Source organism: Aequorivita aquimaris, assembly GCF_001573155.1.
In the GTDB taxonomy this organism is placed as follows: domain Bacteria; phylum Bacteroidota; class Bacteroidia; order Flavobacteriales; family Flavobacteriaceae; genus Aequorivita; species Aequorivita aquimaris.
The window spans coordinates 1-19,479 of record NZ_JRWG01000001.1 but is presented as its reverse complement, the minus strand read 5'-3'; the positions used below and the strand labels follow the sequence as shown (position 1 = coordinate 19,479).

18 protein-coding genes are annotated in these 19,479 nt (G+C 37.7%); 4 read left to right on the top strand and 14 right to left on the bottom strand.

What is annotated here, in order from left to right; genetic code table 11:
* Window positions 1-59: 59 nt before the first annotated feature.
* The 10 genes from LS48_RS00095 to LS48_RS00050 all read right to left on the bottom strand — a co-directional run bounded on the left by LS48_RS00095 (window position 60) and on the right by LS48_RS00050 (window position 9,649).
* Window positions 60-1,010: a DUF6617 family protein gene (locus tag LS48_RS00095; protein WP_062618749.1), complete on the bottom strand. Its 951-nt coding sequence runs from the start codon at window positions 1,008-1,010 to the stop codon at window positions 60-62.
* Window positions 1,010-2,104, bottom strand: coding sequence for a site-specific integrase (locus LS48_RS00090; protein ID WP_062618746.1), 1,095 nt, complete (start codon window positions 2,102-2,104; stop codon window positions 1,010-1,012). Before LS48_RS00090 ends, LS48_RS00095 begins: the two co-directional genes overlap by 1 nt.
* Window positions 2,105-2,110: 6 nt before the next feature.
* Complete coding sequence (locus LS48_RS00085) at window positions 2,111-2,476, bottom strand: helix-turn-helix domain-containing protein (RefSeq protein ID WP_062619724.1); 366 nt, start codon at window positions 2,474-2,476, stop codon at window positions 2,111-2,113.
* A gap of 208 nt (window positions 2,477-2,684) precedes the next feature.
* Entirely contained in the window at window positions 2,685-4,073 is a 1,389-nt protein-coding gene (gene mnmE, locus LS48_RS00080) for a tRNA uridine-5-carboxymethylaminomethyl(34) synthesis GTPase MnmE (protein WP_062618744.1), read from the bottom strand.
* A 103-nt stretch (window positions 4,074-4,176) separates the two neighbouring features.
* Entirely contained in the window at window positions 4,177-4,677 is a 501-nt protein-coding gene (locus LS48_RS00075; RefSeq protein WP_062618742.1) for a hypothetical protein, read from the bottom strand.
* A 158-nt stretch (window positions 4,678-4,835) separates the two neighbouring features.
* Complete coding sequence (gene dnaN, locus LS48_RS00070) at window positions 4,836-5,954, bottom strand: DNA polymerase III subunit beta (RefSeq protein ID WP_062618740.1); 1,119 nt, start codon at window positions 5,952-5,954, stop codon at window positions 4,836-4,838.
* Between the two features lie 104 nt (window positions 5,955-6,058).
* Window positions 6,059-7,747: a gliding motility-associated ABC transporter substrate-binding protein GldG gene (gene gldG / locus LS48_RS00065; RefSeq protein ID WP_062618738.1), complete on the bottom strand. Its 1,689-nt coding sequence runs from the start codon at window positions 7,745-7,747 to the stop codon at window positions 6,059-6,061.
* The gene (gldF, locus tag LS48_RS00060) at window positions 7,747-8,454 is read right to left on the bottom strand and encodes a gliding motility-associated ABC transporter permease subunit GldF (protein WP_062618737.1); all 708 of its coding nucleotides are present in this window, start codon (window positions 8,452-8,454) and stop codon (window positions 7,747-7,749) included. Before gldF ends, gldG begins: the two co-directional genes overlap by 1 nt.
* 4 nt (window positions 8,455-8,458) lie before the next feature.
* Window positions 8,459-8,755: a putative quinol monooxygenase gene (locus LS48_RS00055; RefSeq protein ID WP_062618736.1), complete on the bottom strand. Its 297-nt coding sequence runs from the start codon at window positions 8,753-8,755 to the stop codon at window positions 8,459-8,461.
* A gap of 45 nt (window positions 8,756-8,800) precedes the next feature.
* A complete protein-coding gene (locus tag LS48_RS00050) occupies window positions 8,801-9,649 on the bottom strand; it encodes an SAM hydrolase/SAM-dependent halogenase family protein (RefSeq protein ID WP_062618735.1) in 849 nt (282 codons plus the stop codon).
* 107 nt (window positions 9,650-9,756) lie between these two features.
* On the opposite strand from LS48_RS00050, the gene LS48_RS00045 reads away from it, so the two are divergent.
* Entirely contained in the window at window positions 9,757-10,713 is a 957-nt protein-coding gene (locus LS48_RS00045) for a PhoH family protein (protein ID WP_045080159.1), read from the top strand.
* A 66-nt stretch (window positions 10,714-10,779) separates the two neighbouring features.
* Window positions 10,780-11,736, top strand: coding sequence for a phosphoribosylaminoimidazolesuccinocarboxamide synthase (locus LS48_RS00040; protein ID WP_062618734.1), 957 nt, complete (start codon window positions 10,780-10,782; stop codon window positions 11,734-11,736).
* Between the two features lie 4 nt (window positions 11,737-11,740).
* On the opposite strand, the gene LS48_RS00035 is transcribed toward LS48_RS00040, so the two are convergent.
* Entirely contained in the window at window positions 11,741-13,006 is a 1,266-nt protein-coding gene (locus LS48_RS00035; RefSeq protein ID WP_062618733.1) for an acyloxyacyl hydrolase, read from the bottom strand.
* 79 nt (window positions 13,007-13,085) lie between these two features.
* On the opposite strand from LS48_RS00035, the gene LS48_RS00030 reads away from it, so the two are divergent.
* Window positions 13,086-14,459: an alanine/glycine:cation symporter family protein gene (locus LS48_RS00030; protein ID WP_062618731.1), complete on the top strand. Its 1,374-nt coding sequence runs from the start codon at window positions 13,086-13,088 to the stop codon at window positions 14,457-14,459.
* Here the strand turns inward: LS48_RS00030 and LS48_RS00025 are convergent.
* The 3 genes from LS48_RS00025 to LS48_RS00015 all read right to left on the bottom strand — a co-directional run bounded on the left by LS48_RS00025 (window position 14,456) and on the right by LS48_RS00015 (window position 18,034).
* On the bottom strand, window positions 14,456-15,346 hold the full coding sequence (locus tag LS48_RS00025) for a hypothetical protein (RefSeq protein WP_062618729.1): 891 nt from the start codon (window positions 15,344-15,346) through the stop codon (window positions 14,456-14,458). The genes LS48_RS00030 and LS48_RS00025 overlap by 4 nt on opposite strands.
* A 55-nt stretch (window positions 15,347-15,401) precedes the next feature.
* Window positions 15,402-16,427, bottom strand: coding sequence for an MBOAT family O-acyltransferase (locus LS48_RS00020; protein WP_235810985.1), 1,026 nt, complete (start codon window positions 16,425-16,427; stop codon window positions 15,402-15,404).
* A gap of 521 nt (window positions 16,428-16,948) precedes the next feature.
* On the bottom strand, window positions 16,949-18,034 hold the full coding sequence (locus tag LS48_RS00015) for a M42 family metallopeptidase (protein WP_062618725.1): 1,086 nt from the start codon (window positions 18,032-18,034) through the stop codon (window positions 16,949-16,951).
* A gap of 128 nt (window positions 18,035-18,162) precedes the next feature.
* On the opposite strand from LS48_RS00015, the gene LS48_RS00010 reads away from it, so the two are divergent.
* Window positions 18,163-18,864 (top strand): DUF4294 domain-containing protein, encoded by a 702-nt coding sequence (locus LS48_RS00010; RefSeq protein ID WP_062618723.1) that lies wholly within the window; start codon window positions 18,163-18,165, stop codon window positions 18,862-18,864.
* The last annotated feature ends 615 nt before the right edge of the window (window positions 18,865-19,479 follow it).

Here is a 19,479-nt window from a genome sequence, read left to right as displayed (position 1 = left end):
GTAAGAGTGTAAAATAAGGGTAAGAGAACAGTAAGATTTCTTACTAATCTTACTGTTTTTTATTGCAGTTGTTGTATTGTTTTATCGATTTCTTCTTTTTCTTTCGGGCTATCAATCTTGTTTTTGTATAAATTTCCTGCTCTTAAAGCTGCTCCAGTTTTAGTTATAAACTTTCCTGAACGTTCTATAGTTGTTGGCTTCAAATTATGGAAATAAGATTTCAATTCTTTTACAACATAACTGAATTGTGTTGTTTCACATTGCAAGTAAATCAAATAATCTATATCGTTGAAGTTTTCTGCTAATAGCAGTTTTTCCAATTGTTCTGGGGTCGTTCTATTGTCTAATAGTTCAATCCTAAAATGTAATTGCTTTATAACTGAAAGTAATTTTGAAGTATCTCTATTTTTATAGCCAAATGAGGTTTTATGCTTACTTTTTTGTTTAGATGGCTTTTTAACTACCTCTTTTTTATCAGCTTCTAATTTTACAAATACTGATGTATCAAAATCTGTATCATTAAAATACTTTTCTGCTATTTCTTGAATTGAGAATAACGCAGTATCTGAAAATTGTCCGTATTGCTCTTGTAGTTCAATGTATAGGCGAATTGCGGACACTTTTAGGTAATTGATGATGTAATCGGTATCGTCGCCCAAATCGTTATTTATAGACTGCTTTTTGATGTATTTGGCAATATCCTTTAGATACTTATCATACTTATTAAACTGTCTTGTATATCTGTATTTGCTTTCAGGTTCTCCTGCATCGGTTGGGAATTCGGATTTTAATCCTGCTAATTCAGTTTCAGTATCATTTGAAATCAACTTAAAGTAATATTCTTTTTTACTGTTTAAAGGTCTTTTAAAGTTTATTTTAAAGGCCGCATTAGTAGCTTTTGGTAACTTCTTTAATTCAGAGTTCAGAATATTAAATTCTCTTTCTGATCTATTGTTTCTGTGTAAACCGTTAGTAATTGATACCAAACTTGCAAATACATTTCCTTTCATTATAAATCCAATTGAATACGGTTAGCAGCTTCTTTCTTTTTATCATCAATTACTTTGGCATAAATCTGTGTTGTTCTTAATTCTTTATGCCCTAATAATTTTGATACTGTGTAAATATCTGTACCCAAAGTTAACTGTAAAGTTGCATAGGTATGACGCGCACAATGAAAGGTAATCTCTTTTGTAATACCTGCTTTCATCATCCATTGTTGCAATTTAAGGTTTGACCAGGCACTATAATGTAAGCCTTCAAAAACTTTTACTTCGGGTTTTCCTGCTTCACCTAATAATTCTCTTGCTTGTTCTGAAATTGGTAAAGTTTCAGCTCCTTTGGTTTTCTTTTGTCTGAAACGTATATAATAACCCATTTCTTTAGAGTGTTGGATTTCTGACCACAGTAATTTTTCAATATCTGACCAACGCAATCCGGTAAGGGCTGAAAATATAAAAGCATTTTTCAATAGTGGTAATTCACATTCTGTATTAACTGCTTTTTGCAATTCATCAAGCGTTAAAAATTCTCGTTGAGGTTCTCCTTGTTTGAAATAGTCTACACCATTAGTAGGATTGACTTTTAAAATACCATCCTTAACTGCTTGCTTTAAAGCTGCGCAAAATTTACCATAGTATGAATATTTAGAGTTTTGAGACAATTTTTTACCTGCTCTGGCCATTGCATCTTTGTCTAAATACTCTTTGAAACGCTCTACAAATGATTTATCCAAATCTTGAAAACTAACATCTGTAGGACAAAAGGTCTTTAAATGTTTTAGCATACTATTCCAATTCCCATAGTTGCCAGAGCTTGTATTTTTCTTTTCAGCTAAAGCTGTAACATAAGTAATAAAACTTCCTTTTAATTTCTCAATATCCTGAAAGCCATAAATACCATTTTGAATTTCTATTTGGCGTTGTGCGCAAATGGTTTCTGCTAATTGTTTGGTTTTCTTGTTTACCTCTCTTTCAGTTTTAGTTTTAGGATTAGGTGTAAGGTATAATCGCAAATACTCGGTTTTGCGTTTTCCTTTATGATAGTAATCTAAATACAGACTTATTTTATCATTCTTTTTGCGTTGTCTTAATGTTACTTTCATAGGATGCTAATTAAAGAGGTTTTCTATTTGCCATCTGGCTACAATACGTTTTCTTCCAAAAGGGACTGCTTTTAAACGTCCTTGTTGAATCATTCTTTGAATGGTCCATCTACTAACACCAATTAATTGTGAGGCTTCAGTAACGCTTAAAAAATCTTTATTATTTACCGTGTTGAGGTTTGGAATTTGGGCAGCTTCTTTTTGGTGCTGCATATCCTTTGTAAGAGTAGCTTGAATTTTTTCTTTACGCTTACGTGCCTTATAGGCTTTTTTAGCACAAGTATCACCACAGTATTTAGTTACTGTTGTGCGTGCTGTAAAGGCATTACCGCAATGTTTACAGCTTTTTGGGATGTATAAATTACTGCTCATAAATGGTGCTTTATGTAGCGTTATGGTGCAACGTGGGGTAATATGGTGCATCATTTCGCTAATCTTTTTGCCAACAGATTTGGGCAACAAATCCGTATATAAGGCAACAGATATACAACAAATTTAGTTAAAAAAGAGCAAAAAAGCAACAAAAAAGAGAAGATAAAAACCTTTAAAATCAATACATTAACAAATAAAAGAAAGCAAGTTACTTCCCGATACAGAAATTGGCAAAAATATTACCAAGCAGTTCGTCATTAGAAATTTCACCGGTTATTTCACCAAAATAATAGAGCGCCTGCCGGATGTCTATGGCCAAAAGATCACCGCTTAAACCATTGTCAATACCTTCCTGTACTTTAATTATTTCTTCCAAAGCTTTTAGCATGGCGTCATAATGGCGGCTGTTGGTAACGATGGTTTCGTTATTACGAAGCGCGCCAGTGTTTACAAACTCGAGCAATTTATTTTGAATTTTCTCAACGCCTTGCCCAGTCTTTGCGGATAATAAATGAAGATTGCCGATTGCGGATTGTAGATTTTCTATTTCTTCGTTCGAAAGTTTATCAACCTTATTGGCAACAATCAAAAGATTTTTTGAAGGGTATTTATTTTTAATGGTTTCAATTTCCACTTTAAACTTTGAACGTTGAACTTTGAACTTTTCAGCATCAAAAAGATAAATTACAACCTGCGCCTGGTCTATTTTTTGAAATGTTTTTTGAATTCCCAAACCTTCAATAACGTCCACCGTTTCTCGAATTCCCGCCGTATCAATAAATCGGAAACCAATGCCTCCAATAATTATTTCGTCTTCAATGGTATCACGGGTAGTTCCGGCAATGTCGCTTACAATAGCGCGTTCTTCATTTAGCAAAGCATTTAAAAGCGTCGATTTTCCAACGTTGGGTTCGCCAACGATGGCCACGGGAATACCATTTTTCAAAACATTTCCTGTGGCAAAGGAATCTATCAATCGCTTAAGGACCTGCGTTATTTTTGAAATGAGTTTTTGGAATTCCACTCTGTTAGCAAATTCAACATCCTCTTCGGCAAAATCCAGTTCCAGTTCAATGAGTGAGGCGAAATTCAAAAGCTCTTCGCGCAATTTCTTTATTTCCGAAGAAAAACCACCGCGCATTTGCTGGATTGCCAATTGATGGCTTGCTGCGCTATCGCTTGCAATAAGATCTGCTACGGCTTCGGCCTGGCTCAAATCCATTTTACCGTTCAGAAATGCGCGAAGCGTAAATTCTCCAGCTTGAGCCATTCTGCAGCCTTTCCGAAGGCATAATTGAATAATTTCCTGCTGAATATAATTGCTTCCGTGGCAGGAAATTTCAACAACATCCTCGCCGGTATAACTGTTTGGGTTTTTGAAAATAGTTACAAGCGCTTCATCAATTACACGTTCGCTGTCCTTAATTTGGCCCAAATGCACCGTGTGCGATTTTTGATTGGAAAGCTGCTTCCCCGAAACGGAAAAAAAAATAGAAGAAGCAATTGCAATAGCATCTTGCCCGGAAAGCCGCAAAACTGCGATTGCCCCAGAACCCGCCGGGGTTGCCATTGCCACGATAGTATCTGTTTGTGTCATTGGCTGCAAAAATACTAATTTTTGAAACCATAAAATTTATTAAATAAAAAAAGGGCAGCACCAAGACTACCCTCTTTAAAGCTAAATAATTCATTAAAAATAATTAGTAAGCAATATTTTTAAAAGTCCCTGTCATTGTTATGGTTTCTCCTGTATTTACTACTGCTGTAATATCAAAATTTCCTGAAATCAATCTGCCGCCTTCAATTTCGGGATTCGATTTATTTTCTGAAATAACGATTTGTCCTTCGGAAGAATTGTAGGTAATCATTGCTTCTTGATCGCGAATAATAACGTTTGTTACAAAGCCATTATCATCAACATTTCCAATTTCTTTGATAACAGTGTCAAAACCGCCGGTTTCGTTTAAGAAAAATCTGATAATATTCTGGTTTTGGTCGGTAACGGCAATGGTGATACCATTTGCGGTTGTGGTAGAATAAAATCCTAATCTTGAGGAATAATTGCTGCCAAAACTTCCGCCATTTATGGTTGCATTGAACGATGCTTCCGGAGCACTTCCGCCGCCATCATCGTCTTTTTTTGAACAGGAAATTATTGCTGCCGATAAGAATAAAATGCAAAGAATTTTTAAGGTTTTCATGTGATTTGTTTTAGGTTAATAAGATTTTTTAAGGATTAAACTTACAACCCATCGTAAGCCACGGTAAAATATCATCACTATTTGTAAAAATAAAAATCCGCAGAAAGCGGATTTTTTAAAAATTATCTAACAATCTAAAAATCAAACAAGCTAAAGTGCTAATTATTCAACATCACCGGCATTACGAGCATGGTAACGGTTTCGCCCTCATCCAAACCATCAACAGGGGTAAGAATTCCTGCGCGATTAGGCAAGCTCATTTCTAAAGAAACCTCATCGCTAGTTAGATTGTTCAACATTTCAGTAAGGAAACGGCTGTTGAAGCCAATCTGCATATCGTCGCCTTGGTAATCGCAGGTCAAGCGCTCCTCTGCTTTGTTGCTGTAATCAATATCCTCTGCTGAAATGTTCAACTCGGCCCCAGCAATTTTCAAGCGGATTTGGTGCGTCGTCTTGCTGGAAAAGATGGAGACACGACGAACTGAATTCAAAAACTGGTTTCTGTCAATCACCAATTTATTGGGGTTTTCCTTCGGAATAACTGCTTCGTAATTGGGGTATTTCCCATCAATCAACCGGCAGATCATTTCGGTATTGTCAAAACTGAATTTGGCATTGCTGTCGTTGTATTCTATGGTTACGTCTTCCTCGCTGCCGGCAAGTATGCTTTTTAAAAGCGTTAAGGGCTTTTTCGGCATAATAAATTCCGCGGTTTGCGAAGCGCTGATGTCATCACGGGTATATTTTACCAATTTGTGCGCATCGGTGGCAACGAACACTAGATTATCTGTTGAAAACTGAAAAAAGACCCCGCTCATTACTGGACGTAAATCATCATTTCCCGAAGCAAAAATCGTTTTGCTGATGGCCGTAGCCAGCACATCGCCCTGGACCACTGTGGAAGAAGGATCCTTCAATTCCACGGCGTTTGGAAACTCCTCGCCACTGGCATAGGCAAGGGCATATTTACCGTGGTTGCTGCTTATTTCAATGGTGTTGTTGTCTTCAACGGTAAATGTCAAAGGTTGCTCCGGAAATGTCTTTAGGGTTTCCAGCAAAAGTCTTGCGGGAATACAGACCATTCCTTTTTCGGTGCTTTCCACTTCCAATTTTGAGGAAATGGTTGTTTCCAAATCGGAAGCGGAAACGGTAAGGGATTTTCCATCCAAATTGAACAGAAAATTATCTAAAATAGGAAGCGTATTATTATTGTTGATAATACCACCCAAAACTTGCAGTTGCTTTAATAAATACGAACTCGATACGATGAATTTCATTGAATATTTATTTTTTTGATCAGAATAATGATAAATGCCTTGGTTTTAGCATACCTACAAATATATTTCAATTGAAGTGTTTGTTAAAACAAACTTATTAACATTTAACGGGTGTATCGCCGTTTGCGGTAGAAGTTGAAAGCGATTCCAAAAAGTGCAAGTAAGCCCAACGGTAACAGCAGGTTAAGCGTTTGCCATTTTGAGCGCTGTTCCACCGTTTTTTGTGGATCGAGAAATGGCACTGCAATTTGCCGCGTGCGAATGTTTATAAGTCCGCTGTCGTCCAAAAGGTAATTGACGGTATTCAGCAGAAATTCCTTATTTCCGTAGAACTGATTGGTCATTTTATCGAAGCCAAGCTCGAGCGGGCGATTGCCCTGCAATTGGTTTTTTATCACATCGCCGTCGCTTATCACTACCATTTTTGAAGGTTTGCCGTCATCTATATTTTTCACGTTAAGCTTAAGTGGCTTCACACGATTTTTGAATACTGAAGTGAACTGTCCTTCCAACAAAACCGCAAGCGGAATTTCCCCTGCATTGTACTCATTTGGGTTTGGGCCTTCATTTACTACCTGCAAATTCTTCGGGATTTCCACGTCAAAGTCAATAGGAAAGGGAAGTCCCACTATTTTTGAAATAGGCGAAGTGGAAAGCAGCACGGTCTTTTTAATGTTGTTCGGCAGCGTATCGATGGCGCTGGCGTAATCAAATTTAACGGCCTCGATGTTTGAAACTATGGGGTGATTGTTTGCACTGCTGCTCAACGGACTGAAAAACCACGGATAGCGGTTGTACTGCGCTTCGCGTTCGTCGCCACTTGCCAGAACGATAGGGGCGGAATAGACGTCTTTCACCAAATTTGGATTGATGCGGATTCCGTATTTGAAGAAGAAATCATTTAAATTCAAATCCTTTCCAAAGGCGAACATATTTCCACTTATGGTGTCCATCTGCATTTGTGTGGCATCCATCAACCACAGCGATTTACCGCCGTTCATAATAAATTGGTCCAGTACATATTTTTCCGCATCGCTGAATGGTTCCGTAGGTTGGGCCGCAACTATTAAATCAAAACCGTTCAGTGCATTTAAGGTTTTTTCAGGGTTTGTTGCTACCGAATCCAAGGTAAAAGGCGCGATAAAATAATACTCCCGAAGTGTTGCGAAAAAGTCGGCAATGTAGCGATCGTCATATTCTCCATTTCCTTTCAGAACCGCAATTTTTTTCGATTTTTGCGTGGCCAGTTTCTTAAAACCGTCTGCGAAAGCATATTGCAGATTCTGGAGGGAGCTGTTCACGCGTTCTTCGGAAGTGGCACCCAGTTGGTTTTTGAGTAACGGAATTTTGACTGATTTGCCATCGTGATGCGCCAACGCCCAAGGATAGACGAGTTCGGTGCTCTGCTTACCACTTTCGGTCACGGAAACCTGTGCGGGGGTCAATCCAAACTTTTCAAATTGCGATTGAAAGGCTTCGTTTCCTTTTTCGGTGGGATTGATGAAATCAAACATTATATTTGAATTATATGCGGAAAATTCCTCCAAAAGTTGCTCGGTCTCACTTTGTAGCCTTCGGAATTCCGGGGGGAAATTTCCTTTTAGAAAAACATCGACTATAATGGGAGAATCTACGTAATCAACAATTTCCTTTGCTTCCGCGGAAAGGGTAAAACGCTTGTCCTGCGTAAGGTCAAAACGTTTGTAGAAATAGTTTCCGAGGATATTCAAAAGAAGTAAACCTCCGACCAAAAGGGCTATTGAAACGATATTTTTTTTAATTGAAGTCTTCATTATTGTTTCTTCAATTTTAAAATAGTCAGTGCGATAAAAAATACAGTTACGCTCAAAAAGTAAATCAAATCCCGTGTATCCAAAACGCCGCGCGCCACGCTGTCAAAATGCGCCTTCATTCCCAAATTTGAAACATCGAAAGTGGAGGAGGTAAAACCTTCAAACCCATAATAGAGCGCAAAACACAGAAATACCGCAATGATAAAGGCCACAATTTGGTTCTGCGAAAGCGTGGATGAAAAGATGCCGATGGAAGTATAGGCAAATACCAAAAACAGCAACCCGATGTAGGAGCCGATGGTGCTGCCCACGTCCCAATTACCGGGCGGATTGCCCAATTCTGAAATTGTAAAAATGTATAGAATTGTTGGAATTAACGCAATTACTATTAAAATAACGGCGCCAAAATATTTTCCCAAAACGATTTGTTTCAGCGAAATGGGTTTCGTCAATAAAAGTTCCAACGTACCCATTTTCATTTCGTCGCTAAAGGCGCGCATACATACTGCGGGAATCAGGAATAACAATACCCATGGCGCGAGTTCAAAATAGGGGGAAAGGTCCGCAAACCCAGAATCGAGAATGTTGAAGTTGCCGCTAAAAACCCAAAGAAACAGCCCATTGATCACCAAAAACACGGCAATCACCAAATACCCAATGGTGCTGGAAAAGAAGGAGTTTATTTCGCGTTTTATTATTGTGAGCATCTAATTATTTTAAGGAATGTAAAGTGTCTACACTCCATGCTTCCGCTTTTGATTTAAACATCGGTTTTGTAACGCTCCAAACGTTTTTGAAAAGTTCACTTGTTCTATAGTTTTCCAAATCGGTTTCATCATTCCAACGGCTGTAGGTGAAAAAGATTGTTTCGTCATTCTTATCCTTGTAAAGTTCCAGAAAAGTGCAGCCCGGGAAATTTCGGATTTTTTCTTTCACGGTCTCAAAATTAGCCAGAAACGCAGGGATATTCTCCTTTTCAAACTCCATTTTAACTATTCTTGTAAACATAATCTTCCACTTAACACTTAACACATAACACATAACACCTAACCCTTAACCCTTAACCCCTTCCGAAATAAAATTAATCGTGATGGTATCGCGAAACTCAAGCCCAAACAAGCTCGCAGCGCCACCAACTGAAGTGGGATTGCTCTTATAAATGGCCAGTTCCAAAAACTGTGATGAATTCCAAAGTGCAAGCCTTTTTCCATCCTCTTCACGTTTTTCGGGAGGTTGCTCAAAGTTAATGGCATCACTGTAGTGGGTGTGTATTTTATTGAATTTCTCAGAACGTGCGTTAATTAAAAATTCCCTTCCCTTACCCACGCTTTCAAACAGCTTTCTGCCAATATTGCTGATCACATTTCCGTAATTGTCAATATAGATAACATTGCCGATTATTTGGCTTTCGTTGTTGTTTACCACGGGGCGAATGCCCGTTAGCTCTTTTATTTCAGAAATAGGCTTTCCAATTACCTCCAGCGTCCCGCCGCGGGCAATGTGGCCAGCGACTTTTACAAAAACATCGAGTACCGGGAAATTACTTATAATGCGATCGTGGATGTTTATTTCAACTATTTTTTCGGGTCGTATTTCCGAAGTGAGCATAGAGATAATGCCATTGTCCGCACACACAAAATAATGGCCGTCCATCAATACGGCAATGTGCTTATTTTCAGGATTTAATTCAGAATCTACCCCAATTACGTGTATACTTCCGGGAGGGAAACTTTTATAGGCATTCTGAATAATGTATGCAGCTTCGTGTAAGTGAAATGGTGAAATGGAGTGAGAGATATCAACAATTTTGGCATCTTCCATTTCAGTATAAATAGCTCCTTTAACCGCGCCAACAAAGTGATCTTTCTCTCCAAAGTCAGTAGTAAGTGTGATTATGGCCATAAATGGATTGTTGATATTTTCTTAAAAGATTTACCACAAAAATAGGTTACTTTTGTTAGTGGCAAAACTATTTTTTGCATATTCCAAATAATAAAAAAGCACGCCTTTTGAACGAACTTATCATCGAACTTACAGAGATCAGTCCAAGGGAATTCTTCGGACTTGAAAACGCTAATATTGACCTTCTTAAAAAGTATTTTCCAAAACTTAAAATCGTTGCCCGCGGCAATAAAATAAAGGCCTATGGCGATGAGGACGTGCTGGAGGAGTTTGATAGGCGCATTACCATGCTGCTCGAACAGTATATGAAATACAACAAAATTGACGAGAACGTAATTGAGCGTGTACTGTTGAGCCGTAGCAAGGAAGATTACGAAACTCCCGAATTCAATAATAAGGAAGTGATAGTGCACGGGGTGAGCGGAAAACCTGTAAAGGCACAAACGGCGAACCAACGGAAATTGGTAGAGCTTATGCGCAAAAATGATATGGTTTTTGCAGTGGGCCCCGCCGGAACCGGAAAAACATATACTGGTGTTGCCCTTGCTGTTAAAGCACTCAAAGATAAAGAAGTAAAGCGCATTATCTTAACAAGGCCTGCGGTGGAGGCTGGGGAGAATCTGGGTTTCCTTCCGGGCGATTTAAAAGAAAAGCTCGATCCGTATATGCAGCCGCTATACGATGCCCTTCGCGATATGATACCCGCGGAAAAGCTGGCATCACATATTGAGACGGGCGTCATTCAGATTGCGCCCTTGGCATTTATGCGCGGCCGTACTTTGGACAATGCCTTTGTAATTTTGGACGAAGCCCAAAACACTACCCACGCACAGATGAAGATGTTTTTGACCCGTATGGGAAAAAATGCCAAGTTTATGATTACGGGCGATCCGGGACAAATTGACCTTCCGCGGCGGGTGATTTCGGGTTTAAAGGAAGCCTTGCTGGTTTTAAAGGATGTGAAAGGGGTGGGAATTATATATTTGGACGACAAAGACGTAATCCGCCACCGTTTGGTGAAAGAAGTAATTGCCGCCTATAAGAAAATTGAGAACGTAGATTAAGAAATCCCAAAATATTAAACTCCAAATTCCAATTTTTAAATCGAAAATCGTATATCTAAAATCAAAATGAGTAATACCATAATTTCAACAGATTTCAATTTCCCCGGACAGAAAAGTGTTTACCACGGAAAGGTCCGCGAAGTCTATACTTTGGAAAACAATATACTTTTAATGATTGCCACCGACAGGTTGAGTGCCTTTGATGTAGTTATGCCCAAGGGAATCCCATACAAAGGCCAAATCTTGAACCAAATTGCAACTAAAATGATGCGCGATACGCAAGATTTGGTACCCAATTGGTTGATAGCTACACCCGATCCAAACGTTGCTATTGGTGAGGCTTGCGAACCTTTTAAAGTTGAAATGGTAATCCGTGGCTATATGAGTGGTCACGCCGCTCGTGAATATAAAGCTGGAAAGAGAATACTTTGTGGCGTTGCTATGCCCGAAGGAATGAAGGAAAACGATAAATTCCCGCAACCAATAATTACTCCAGCCACTAAGGCCGAAATGGGCGATCACGACGAAGATATTTCGCGGGAAGATATTTTAAAACGCGGAATTGTTTCCGAAGAAGATTATCTTCAGTTGGAAGATTATACCCGAAAACTTTTTCAGCGTGGTAGCGAGATTGCTGCAAAAAGAGGGTTGATTTTGGTGGATACCAAATATGAATTCGGAAAAACGAAGGATGGAAAAATAGTTCTTATTGATGAAATCCACACCCCTGATTCATCACGCTATTTTTACGCGGAAGGCTACGAAGAAAGGCAAAAAAACAATGAACCACAGAAACAACTTTCGAAAGAGTTTGTACGCCAATGGTTGATTCAAAATGGTTTTCAGGGATTGGAGGGGCAAAAAGTGCCTACGATGAGCGATGAATATATTGAGACCGTTTCAGAAAGATATATTGAACTTTATGAAAATATCACTGGAGAAAAATTTGTAAAAGCTGATGTTTCAAACATTCAGGAGCGCATTGAGAAGAATGTATTGAAATATCTTTCAAATTCTAATTAAAATTTTACTTACGTTCCTGAAAGTTAAAACTGTGAACATAGCCAAAACTTAACTCTGTAAAATCAGCTTGTCCCAAGTTTGCATTTAGGTGGGCACCTAAATAAAAATTATTTTTAGGAGCCTTTTCCATACCTTTCAAATAATATTTAAGCCCCAAACGGGAAGATATACGATGCTTTCTTTTGTAGCTACCATCCAGCTCGCCCAAAACCCAAGTTTTTGAAATTACTCTTGGCGTATTATCCCATCCTTCATTAATTCGCCATTCAAGCTTGTATGCTGGTTTGTGCAGGTTGTAACCCAATTGCAGATCAATACCCACATGGTTCAGGAATATTTCGCCGTGTACGGTTATACCCAGATTGGATGCATAATACCAAGGATTGCCTTTGAAATAATCAAACTCCCTTCCGGCCTGCACCAAAGATTCATTTCCTTCAATATAATCGTAATAATGCTGGTAGAAGCGATAGTAAAAACCTAATCCAATTTTAAAGGTATTATTATAGACACGACCATATTCGCCAGCGAATGTATAAACATTTTTTTTGTCGTTAAAAGCCAATGCAAAAACATTCTGTCCAAGTCCACCGCGCAATGCGAAGTAATTATAAACTGTCTTTTTGTATAGTGGAATATTTTCTTCAGAATCAATTTCAGGATATTTTAAAGGATTTTTTATAGCTGCGGAAAGGCTCAACAAAAATGAATTATATCCTTGGTTCAATAAACGCGTATGTCCGTTGGAATGATGCGAATACCCCACGCCAACCCGCAAATCGGAACTTTTTAATGAAAGAAATTTATAATAAAGATACATTCTGAAAGCCCAAGTAACATCAGTGGTTACAGCTTGATTTAGAGGATTTGTTTCTGCATTAAATTTTTTTGTGAAATAAGAAGCTCCCATTCCAGTCAATACGCTCCATTTTTCACTTCCAAAAGCTTTAAATTCTATATACGGCATTGCGGTAATAGCATACCCTAAGCTATCTAGATTTCCAAAATCGGTTATTCCTATCGAGAACCCTGTTTTCGGATCTTTCAAGCGTTGTGCCCATTGTTGTGGGTTGTTTGTATGATCACGCCCAAAATTAAGGACAATTTGTTTCTGTAATTGAGTATCGGGAAAACCGTGGTTTGCTTCCATTGTAAGCCCTAAGAGAACTTCAGGGGTAAAAGTAAAAGCACTTTTTTTCCAATCGTTCTCAGTTTGAGCGAAAGAAAAAAAGGTTACGGAAAGAAGGAAAATGGTTAGTTGTTTTTTCATTTGGTGCTGCAAGTAACAATTTCCTCGTTAATTTTAAAAATTTAAAACTTACATTCGTTGTAAATTTTAATCATTTCCTTTGGAAAGAGTAGATAATTTTATTGCCGAAATGGCCTCATATGCATGGGGTTTGCCATTATTGATTATTTTAATTGGCGGTGGTTTGTACCTTTTAATCAGGATTAAATTTCTACCATTTCGTTATTTGGGTCATGCAATTGCAGTGCTCAGAGGAAAGTATGATAGCGAAAGCGATGCTGGTGAAATCACCCATTTTCAGGCATTGACAACTGCACTTTCCGCTACCGTGGGAATGGGCAATATTGCGGGAGTTGCTGTGGCAATAGCCATTGGTGGACCCGGAGCTGTTTTTTGGATGTGGGTAAGTGCGGTAATTGGAATGTCCACTAAATTTTTCACTGCTACGCTTGCCATTCTTTACCGAGGAAAGGATAGTGACGGAAAAATTCAAGGTGGGCCAATGTATTTTATTACTGAAGGATTGGGCCAAAAGTGGATGCCAATGGCCGTTCTGTTTAGTGTTGCCGGATTGGTTGGAGCCTTGCCGGTTTTCAATGTTAACCAACTTACACAGGCCATCAACGACATTCTTTTGAAACCTGCCGGACTTTACAGTGGTTTTAAAACAGATTTAATTATTGGGCTTGTTTTGGCTACTATTACTGCCTTTGTTGTTTTAGGTGGGTTGTCGCGAATTAGTAAAACTGCTTCGAAAATGGTTCCAGCCATGGTTGTACTCTATTTTGCTTTGGTGCTGATTATTCTCGGCGTGCATATAGATGTAGTTCCACAATATTTGGGATTAATTTTTACCGATGCCTTTTCTGCAAATTTTTATAAAGGTGATGCATTTTTAGGTGGGGTTATTGGCGGAATTATTCTTTTGGGAATCCGTCGTGGTGCTTTCTCAAATGAAGCGGGGATAGGGACCGCGCCAATGGCGCACGGTGCCGCAAAAACTAATGAACCCATTCGTGAAGGTTTGGTGGCCATGCTGGGCCCAGCAATTGATACCCTAATAATTTGTACGCTTACTGCCCTGGCGATTTTGGTTACGGGCGTATGGCAAAGTAGCGATGCCAATGGGGTGAGCTTAACGGCTTCAGCTTTTGAGGAAAGTATGCCAACCTTTGGTAAATATGGATTATTGGCGTGTATTGCGATTTTTAGTATCTCATCGCTTTTTTCATATTCCTACTATGGCAGTAAGTGCATGTCTTTTCTTTTTGGGGTAAAAAACAAAGGAATTTATAACTATTTCTATATAATTAGTATTCTTGTGGGAGCTACTACTTCTTTAAGTATGATGATAAATTTGATTGATACTTTCTTTGCGTTGATGGCTATCCCTACAATGACGGCAACCATTATTCTGGCGCCGAAAGTGATAAAGGAAGCGAAGATTTATTTTGAAAAGTTGAAAGAGTCTTAATGCAAACTATCCAATTTTCGGTTCACTAATGCTGTGAACTTCTTTGCGCCATCGGGATTTAAATGGTTTTCGTTTAAAAAATCTTTTGCCGTAAATTGAAGCGTATCGGTTTCTTTATCCAAAATAGTCACATTTTTATATTTTTTCAAAATCTCTGACAGCACACTGTCACGACGGCGTACGATGTTTGGGTTTCTTTTATTTAAATAAGTTTTATATAACGGTATGGTGGAAATTATAACCTTCAATTTTTTCTCTTTCATATGGTCTAGCATTTTGAATAGAAAAGCAGTATTTTTTTTAAAAATATCTGGATTTTCGTGGGTATAAATTTTGAAATATTTATTTTTTATTTGAGCAGTATCATATTTTAACTTATGAAATGAACCATAATATTTATTGATATCGAAACCAAATTCATTTAATTGTTCTCCGTTTTTCTTGTTCTCATCAAAATAATAGTCTTTTATTTTGGAGGAAAAATATCGAGGGTGGGAAAGATAGATGAGTTTATCCTTAAAATAGGTCTGCCGTTCAAAAGTATTGATTCCATAATAATTCAAGTAAATATTGTTTTTCCAGTAATTTTGGGAGTGATAAGGCAATTCCAAATGCATGTATGAAACCTCAAACAAGATATATTTTAGTTTTGGAAGCTTATCTATAACACCTTTTAAAATCAAATAATCTTCCTTATGATGTTGGGAAGATGAAGCCATATTAATTGCAGGTACATGTGAAAGAGCAGGATTAAAACTGCATTTTACTTGTGAAGAACCTAGAGCAACTAGCTCAATTTTGGTAGAGTTTGATTCTAGATAATCTCCCACAACTTTGAATGTAATTGGAATTTGCAGGGCTAAAACCTCCAAGAAACAATACGTCATTACGACAGGAGTGAAAAAAAATACGCAGTATTTTAAGAACTCTTGTATTGATTTACTAAAATTGAAAATAGATAAAATCTTCTTGAAATCCGGCATATTGAAAAATGATAAAAATAAATATATAATATATAATCCAACGAAGGGGCCGTCTGATATGTTTTTCCAATTGACTTAACGGAAAATCCTTACGGCGGGTTAATATTTCAGAAGTCAGCATCAATGCGGTAAATATCAAAAAATATTTATTTATTAATTGACTAATTTGTGTACTGGGAATAAAACTTAAGATACGCTGGACCACAACCCAGGCGTCATCAATATTCTGACTTCTGAAAAGGACTGAGGATAAACTAGCTATAAGAACAAAAAAGAGGGGCAGCAGAAAACTTAGCTTTGAAGACTTATGAAATAGACTTGATTTTCTATCCTTTGTTAAAGGAGTTCTTTCCAAAACAATCAAAAACCCTTGAAAAAGTCCAAAAATCACAAAAGTCCAGTCGGCTCCGTGCCAGAGACCAATGAGCCCCATGGTTAAATAGACAGCAATATTGCGGCGTGTATTACTTCGCAGGTTTTTTTGAATTATTGGGAAGTATACATAATCCGTAAACCATCTTGTGAGCGTAATATGCCATCGTTGCCAGAATTCCGTAACGCTTTTTGCCAAATACGGAACATTGAAGTTTTTGCTCAGCTTAAAACCAAAAAGCTTTGCGGTACCTATGGCAATATCTGAATAACCCGAAAAGTCACCATAAATTTGAAAAAAGAAAAGTATCGAAGCATAAAGCAAGGAAAAACTACCGTAGTCTTCTGGGCTTGCATATACCATATTTACAACATAGGCGGCGTTATCAGCAATCACCATTTTTTTGAAAAGCCCCCAAAGTATTTGCCGTAACCCCTCTTTAACTTGATCTATATCAAATGATCTTTTTTTGCTGAATTGCGGTAACAAATCAGAGGCTTTTTCAATTGGCCCTGCGACCAATTGAGGAAAGAAACCCACAAAACACAAAAAGTTAAGTAAATTATTTGTAGGCGTAACTCTATTTTTATACACATCTATGGTATAACTCATAGTTTGGAAAGTATAGAAACTTAGCCCGACCGGAAGTATTAGGTTTAGTGTGCTAAAAGCATATTCTCCCTGTTGCATATTGAAAAGCAACGCGAATTCATCAATAAAAAAATTGTAATATTTAAAAAGAAAGAGTACTCCCAAATTCCAAATAATACTGCTATAAAGAAAGATTTTTTTTCTACTAAAACTCTCAGAACCTTTAATAGCTAGTGCGGCAAAATAATCTACCAAAGAACTAGCGACTATTAAAAAAAGAAATCGCCAATCCCACAGCCCGTAAAAAAAATAGCTAGCTGCAAGCAAAATGAGGTTTTGTGCTTTTATTCTTTTAAAACCCACAGCCCAATAGAGCAGGAGGGTAATGGGAAGAAACAATCCAAATGAAAAGGAATTGAATAACAAGGTTTGCTGGATTTTGCGGTAAATATAACAAAAAAGAGACCGCTACAAATTTTAGATTCTAGCGGTCTCTTTTTTGATTCAGAAGTAAAAATTAACCTACTGAATTTTTATTTTTATTATTCAAAATAACTGAAAGTCTCTCCATCGTTAATATTTAATAACGTCTCATAAATAAGCTTAATGACGTTTTCAACATCATCGCGGTGGACCATTTCCACTGTAGTGTGCATATACCGCAAAGGCAATGAAATTAATGCACTTGCCACCCCGCCATTGCTATACGCAAAGGCATCTGTATCAGTCCCGGTAGCTCTAGAAAGTGCTGCTCGCTGGAAGGGAATCATTTTTCTTTCGGCAGTTTCAACTATAAGATCCCGCAGTTTCTGTTGGACGGCGGGCGCATAGGCGATTACTGGACCACATCCAATTTCTGCCAGGCCCTGTTTCTTTTTGTCAATCATTGGGGTAGTGGTGTCGTGTGTTACATCGGTAACTATTGCCACATTTGGCTTAATTCGATCTGCGATCATTTCGGCGCCTCGTAGTCCTATTTCTTCTTGTACTGAATTGGTAATATAAAGACCAAAAGGAAGTTTGTTTTTGTTCTCGTGCAGCAATCTGGCCACCTCGGCAATCATAAAACCGCCCATTCTATTATCCAAGGCTCGGCAAACAAATTTATCCTCGTTTAAAATATGGAATTGATCGGGATACGTAATGACGCAGCCCACGTGGATCCCCATTTTCTCAACTTCTTCTTTGTTTTTTGCCCCCACATCTATAAAAATGTTTTCGGGTTTTGGGGGCTCTTCTTTTGATTTATCGCGTGTGTGGATAGCAGGCCATCCAAAAACGCCCTTTTTTATTCCATTCTTCGTATGGATATTTACAATTTTTGAAGGTGCTATTTGGTGGTCGCTGCCACCATTTCTTATTACATAAAGCAGCCCATTGTCACATATATAATTAACATACCACGAAATTTCATCAGCGTGGCCTTCAATAACTACTTTAAATTTTGCCTTAGGATTGATAACGCCTACAGCAGTTCCGTAGGTATCTGTGAAGAATTCGTCTACGTATGGTTTCAAATAGTTCATCCACAGCTTTTGACCGTCCCATTCGTAACCTGTAGGTGCCGCATTGTTTAAATATTCCTCTAAAAATTTAAGTGATTTGTCATTCAATATTGATGTAGTCATAAATTCATTTTTCTGAAAAGATTCAAGTATGGTAAAATTAGTGATTTCTTATGGAGACCCACAAGGCAATTTGCTTATTTTTGGAACGTTTTTGGATGATGTATAGCTTTTCATATAAAAATTTATAAATGAAGATTTTCATACCTATATATATATGTGTGCTGTTTTTTAACCTGAGCCCTATATATGGTCAGACGGATACTGAGTTTTTAAAAAAACAAAAGGATTCTACAGAGGTTATGTATTATATAATCGAGGGTGATACTATAGCTCGTGAAATGATTGATCTTGATGAAGTGATTTTGTTAGACAAACTAAAATTTAAATCAGAGCAGGACAGAAGGCGATATCTCATCCTTCGCCGAAAAACCAGAAAAGTATATCCGTATGCCAAATTGGCCTCTGAACGGTTGACCACTATGACCGAACGGTTGAAAACAATTAAAAGCAATAGGGACAAAAAAAGATATACCAAACGTATTCAAAAATACATAGAAGGCGAATTTTCAGAAAAACTAAAGAAATTGACCCACACTGAAGGACAGATATTAGTAAAGCTTATCCACAGACAGACCGGTCGCACAGCGTTTGAGCTTGTAAAAGAACTACGGACGGGCTGGCGCGCTTTTTGGTACAATACAACGGCCAATCTTTTTGAAATTTCCTTAAAAGAAGAATACAATCCTTTTGAGATAAAAGAAGACTATTTAATTGAAGATATTTTAGAAAGATCCTTTCAAGAAAATAAACTCGAACGACAAAATCCTGCATTTCCAATAGACTATCTCGATTTAAAGGCACATTGGAACAAAAAAACTGTTAATAACTAAGGTAATCAGGTAGTTGCGTATTATTTTAAAACATGTTATGTTTGTAGTTCGCTCTTTTATATTTTCATAACAATCAGCATAACAGTGCCTTGGTTTAAAAACTGATTTAAGTGTAGTTTAAAAATTAATTTATCCATAAAGAAAAATATTTTTACCACTAAAAATCTAGGTTTCAAAACGTTATTACTTGTTGGTGAAATTTACCGAAAAAACCTTGGCAATAAGTTTGCGGGAACGGAAAAGGGTTCTATATTTGCACCCGCTTAAAAGAACAACCACAAGCTGTTCGGCAAAGCAAAACAACGGTCTTAAATTTTTTTTGAAATATTTTTTTAAAAAGGTATTGCGGGATTAAAAAAGAGTTGTACATTTGCACCCGCTTAGACAATGAGTGACTACAGAACACGATCTGTCGGCGAGCAAAACTAGATAAAAAAGTTCATTGAGATATTGAAATTGACAGCGTAGGTCGCCACCTGGAGAGGTGGTCGACCGACAGAGAAAACTAAACTAAGTGAGAATTCCTGAATTTTTTTGAGAGTCGGGCTCTTTTGGTGTATGGTCGCAATATTATTGAAGATTATACGATGAAGAGTTTGATCCTGGCTCAGGATG

Bases quoted from the DNA above. Each gene is read 5' to 3' on its own strand.
- LS48_RS00095 (WP_062618749.1), bottom strand. From the start codon at position 1,010: ATGAAAGGAAATGTATTTGCAAGTTTGGTATCAATTACTAACGGTTTA.
- LS48_RS00090 (WP_062618746.1), bottom strand. From the start codon at position 2,104: ATGAAAGTAACATTAAGACAACGCAAAAAGAATGATAAAATAAGTCTG.
- LS48_RS00085 (WP_062619724.1), bottom strand. From the start codon at position 2,476: ATGAGCAGTAATTTATACATCCCAAAAAGCTGTAAACATTGCGGTAAT.
- mnmE (WP_062618744.1), bottom strand. From the start codon at position 4,073: ATGACACAAACAGATACTATCGTGGCAATGGCAACCCCGGCGGGTTCT.
- LS48_RS00075 (WP_062618742.1), bottom strand. From the start codon at position 4,677: ATGAAAACCTTAAAAATTCTTTGCATTTTATTCTTATCGGCAGCAATA.
- dnaN (WP_062618740.1), bottom strand. From the start codon at position 5,954: ATGAAATTCATCGTATCGAGTTCGTATTTATTAAAGCAACTGCAAGTT.
- gldG (WP_062618738.1), bottom strand. From the start codon at position 7,747: ATGAAGACTTCAATTAAAAAAAATATCGTTTCAATAGCCCTTTTGGTC.
- gldF (WP_062618737.1), bottom strand. From the start codon at position 8,454: ATGCTCACAATAATAAAACGCGAAATAAACTCCTTCTTTTCCAGCACC.
- LS48_RS00055 (WP_062618736.1), bottom strand. From the start codon at position 8,755: ATGTTTACAAGAATAGTTAAAATGGAGTTTGAAAAGGAGAATATCCCT.
- LS48_RS00050 (WP_062618735.1), bottom strand. From the start codon at position 9,649: ATGGCCATAATCACACTTACTACTGACTTTGGAGAGAAAGATCACTTT.
- LS48_RS00040 (WP_062618734.1), top strand. From the start codon at position 10,780: ATGAGTAATACCATAATTTCAACAGATTTCAATTTCCCCGGACAGAAA.
- LS48_RS00035 (WP_062618733.1), bottom strand. From the start codon at position 13,006: ATGAAAAAACAACTAACCATTTTCCTTCTTTCCGTAACCTTTTTTTCT.
- LS48_RS00025 (WP_062618729.1), bottom strand. From the start codon at position 15,346: ATGACGTATTGTTTCTTGGAGGTTTTAGCCCTGCAAATTCCAATTACA.
- LS48_RS00020 (WP_235810985.1), bottom strand. From the start codon at position 16,427: ATGAGTTATACCATAGATGTGTATAAAAATAGAGTTACGCCTACAAAT.
- LS48_RS00015 (WP_062618725.1), bottom strand. From the start codon at position 18,034: ATGACTACATCAATATTGAATGACAAATCACTTAAATTTTTAGAGGAA.
- LS48_RS00010 (WP_062618723.1), top strand. From the start codon at position 18,163: ATGAAGATTTTCATACCTATATATATATGTGTGCTGTTTTTTAACCTG.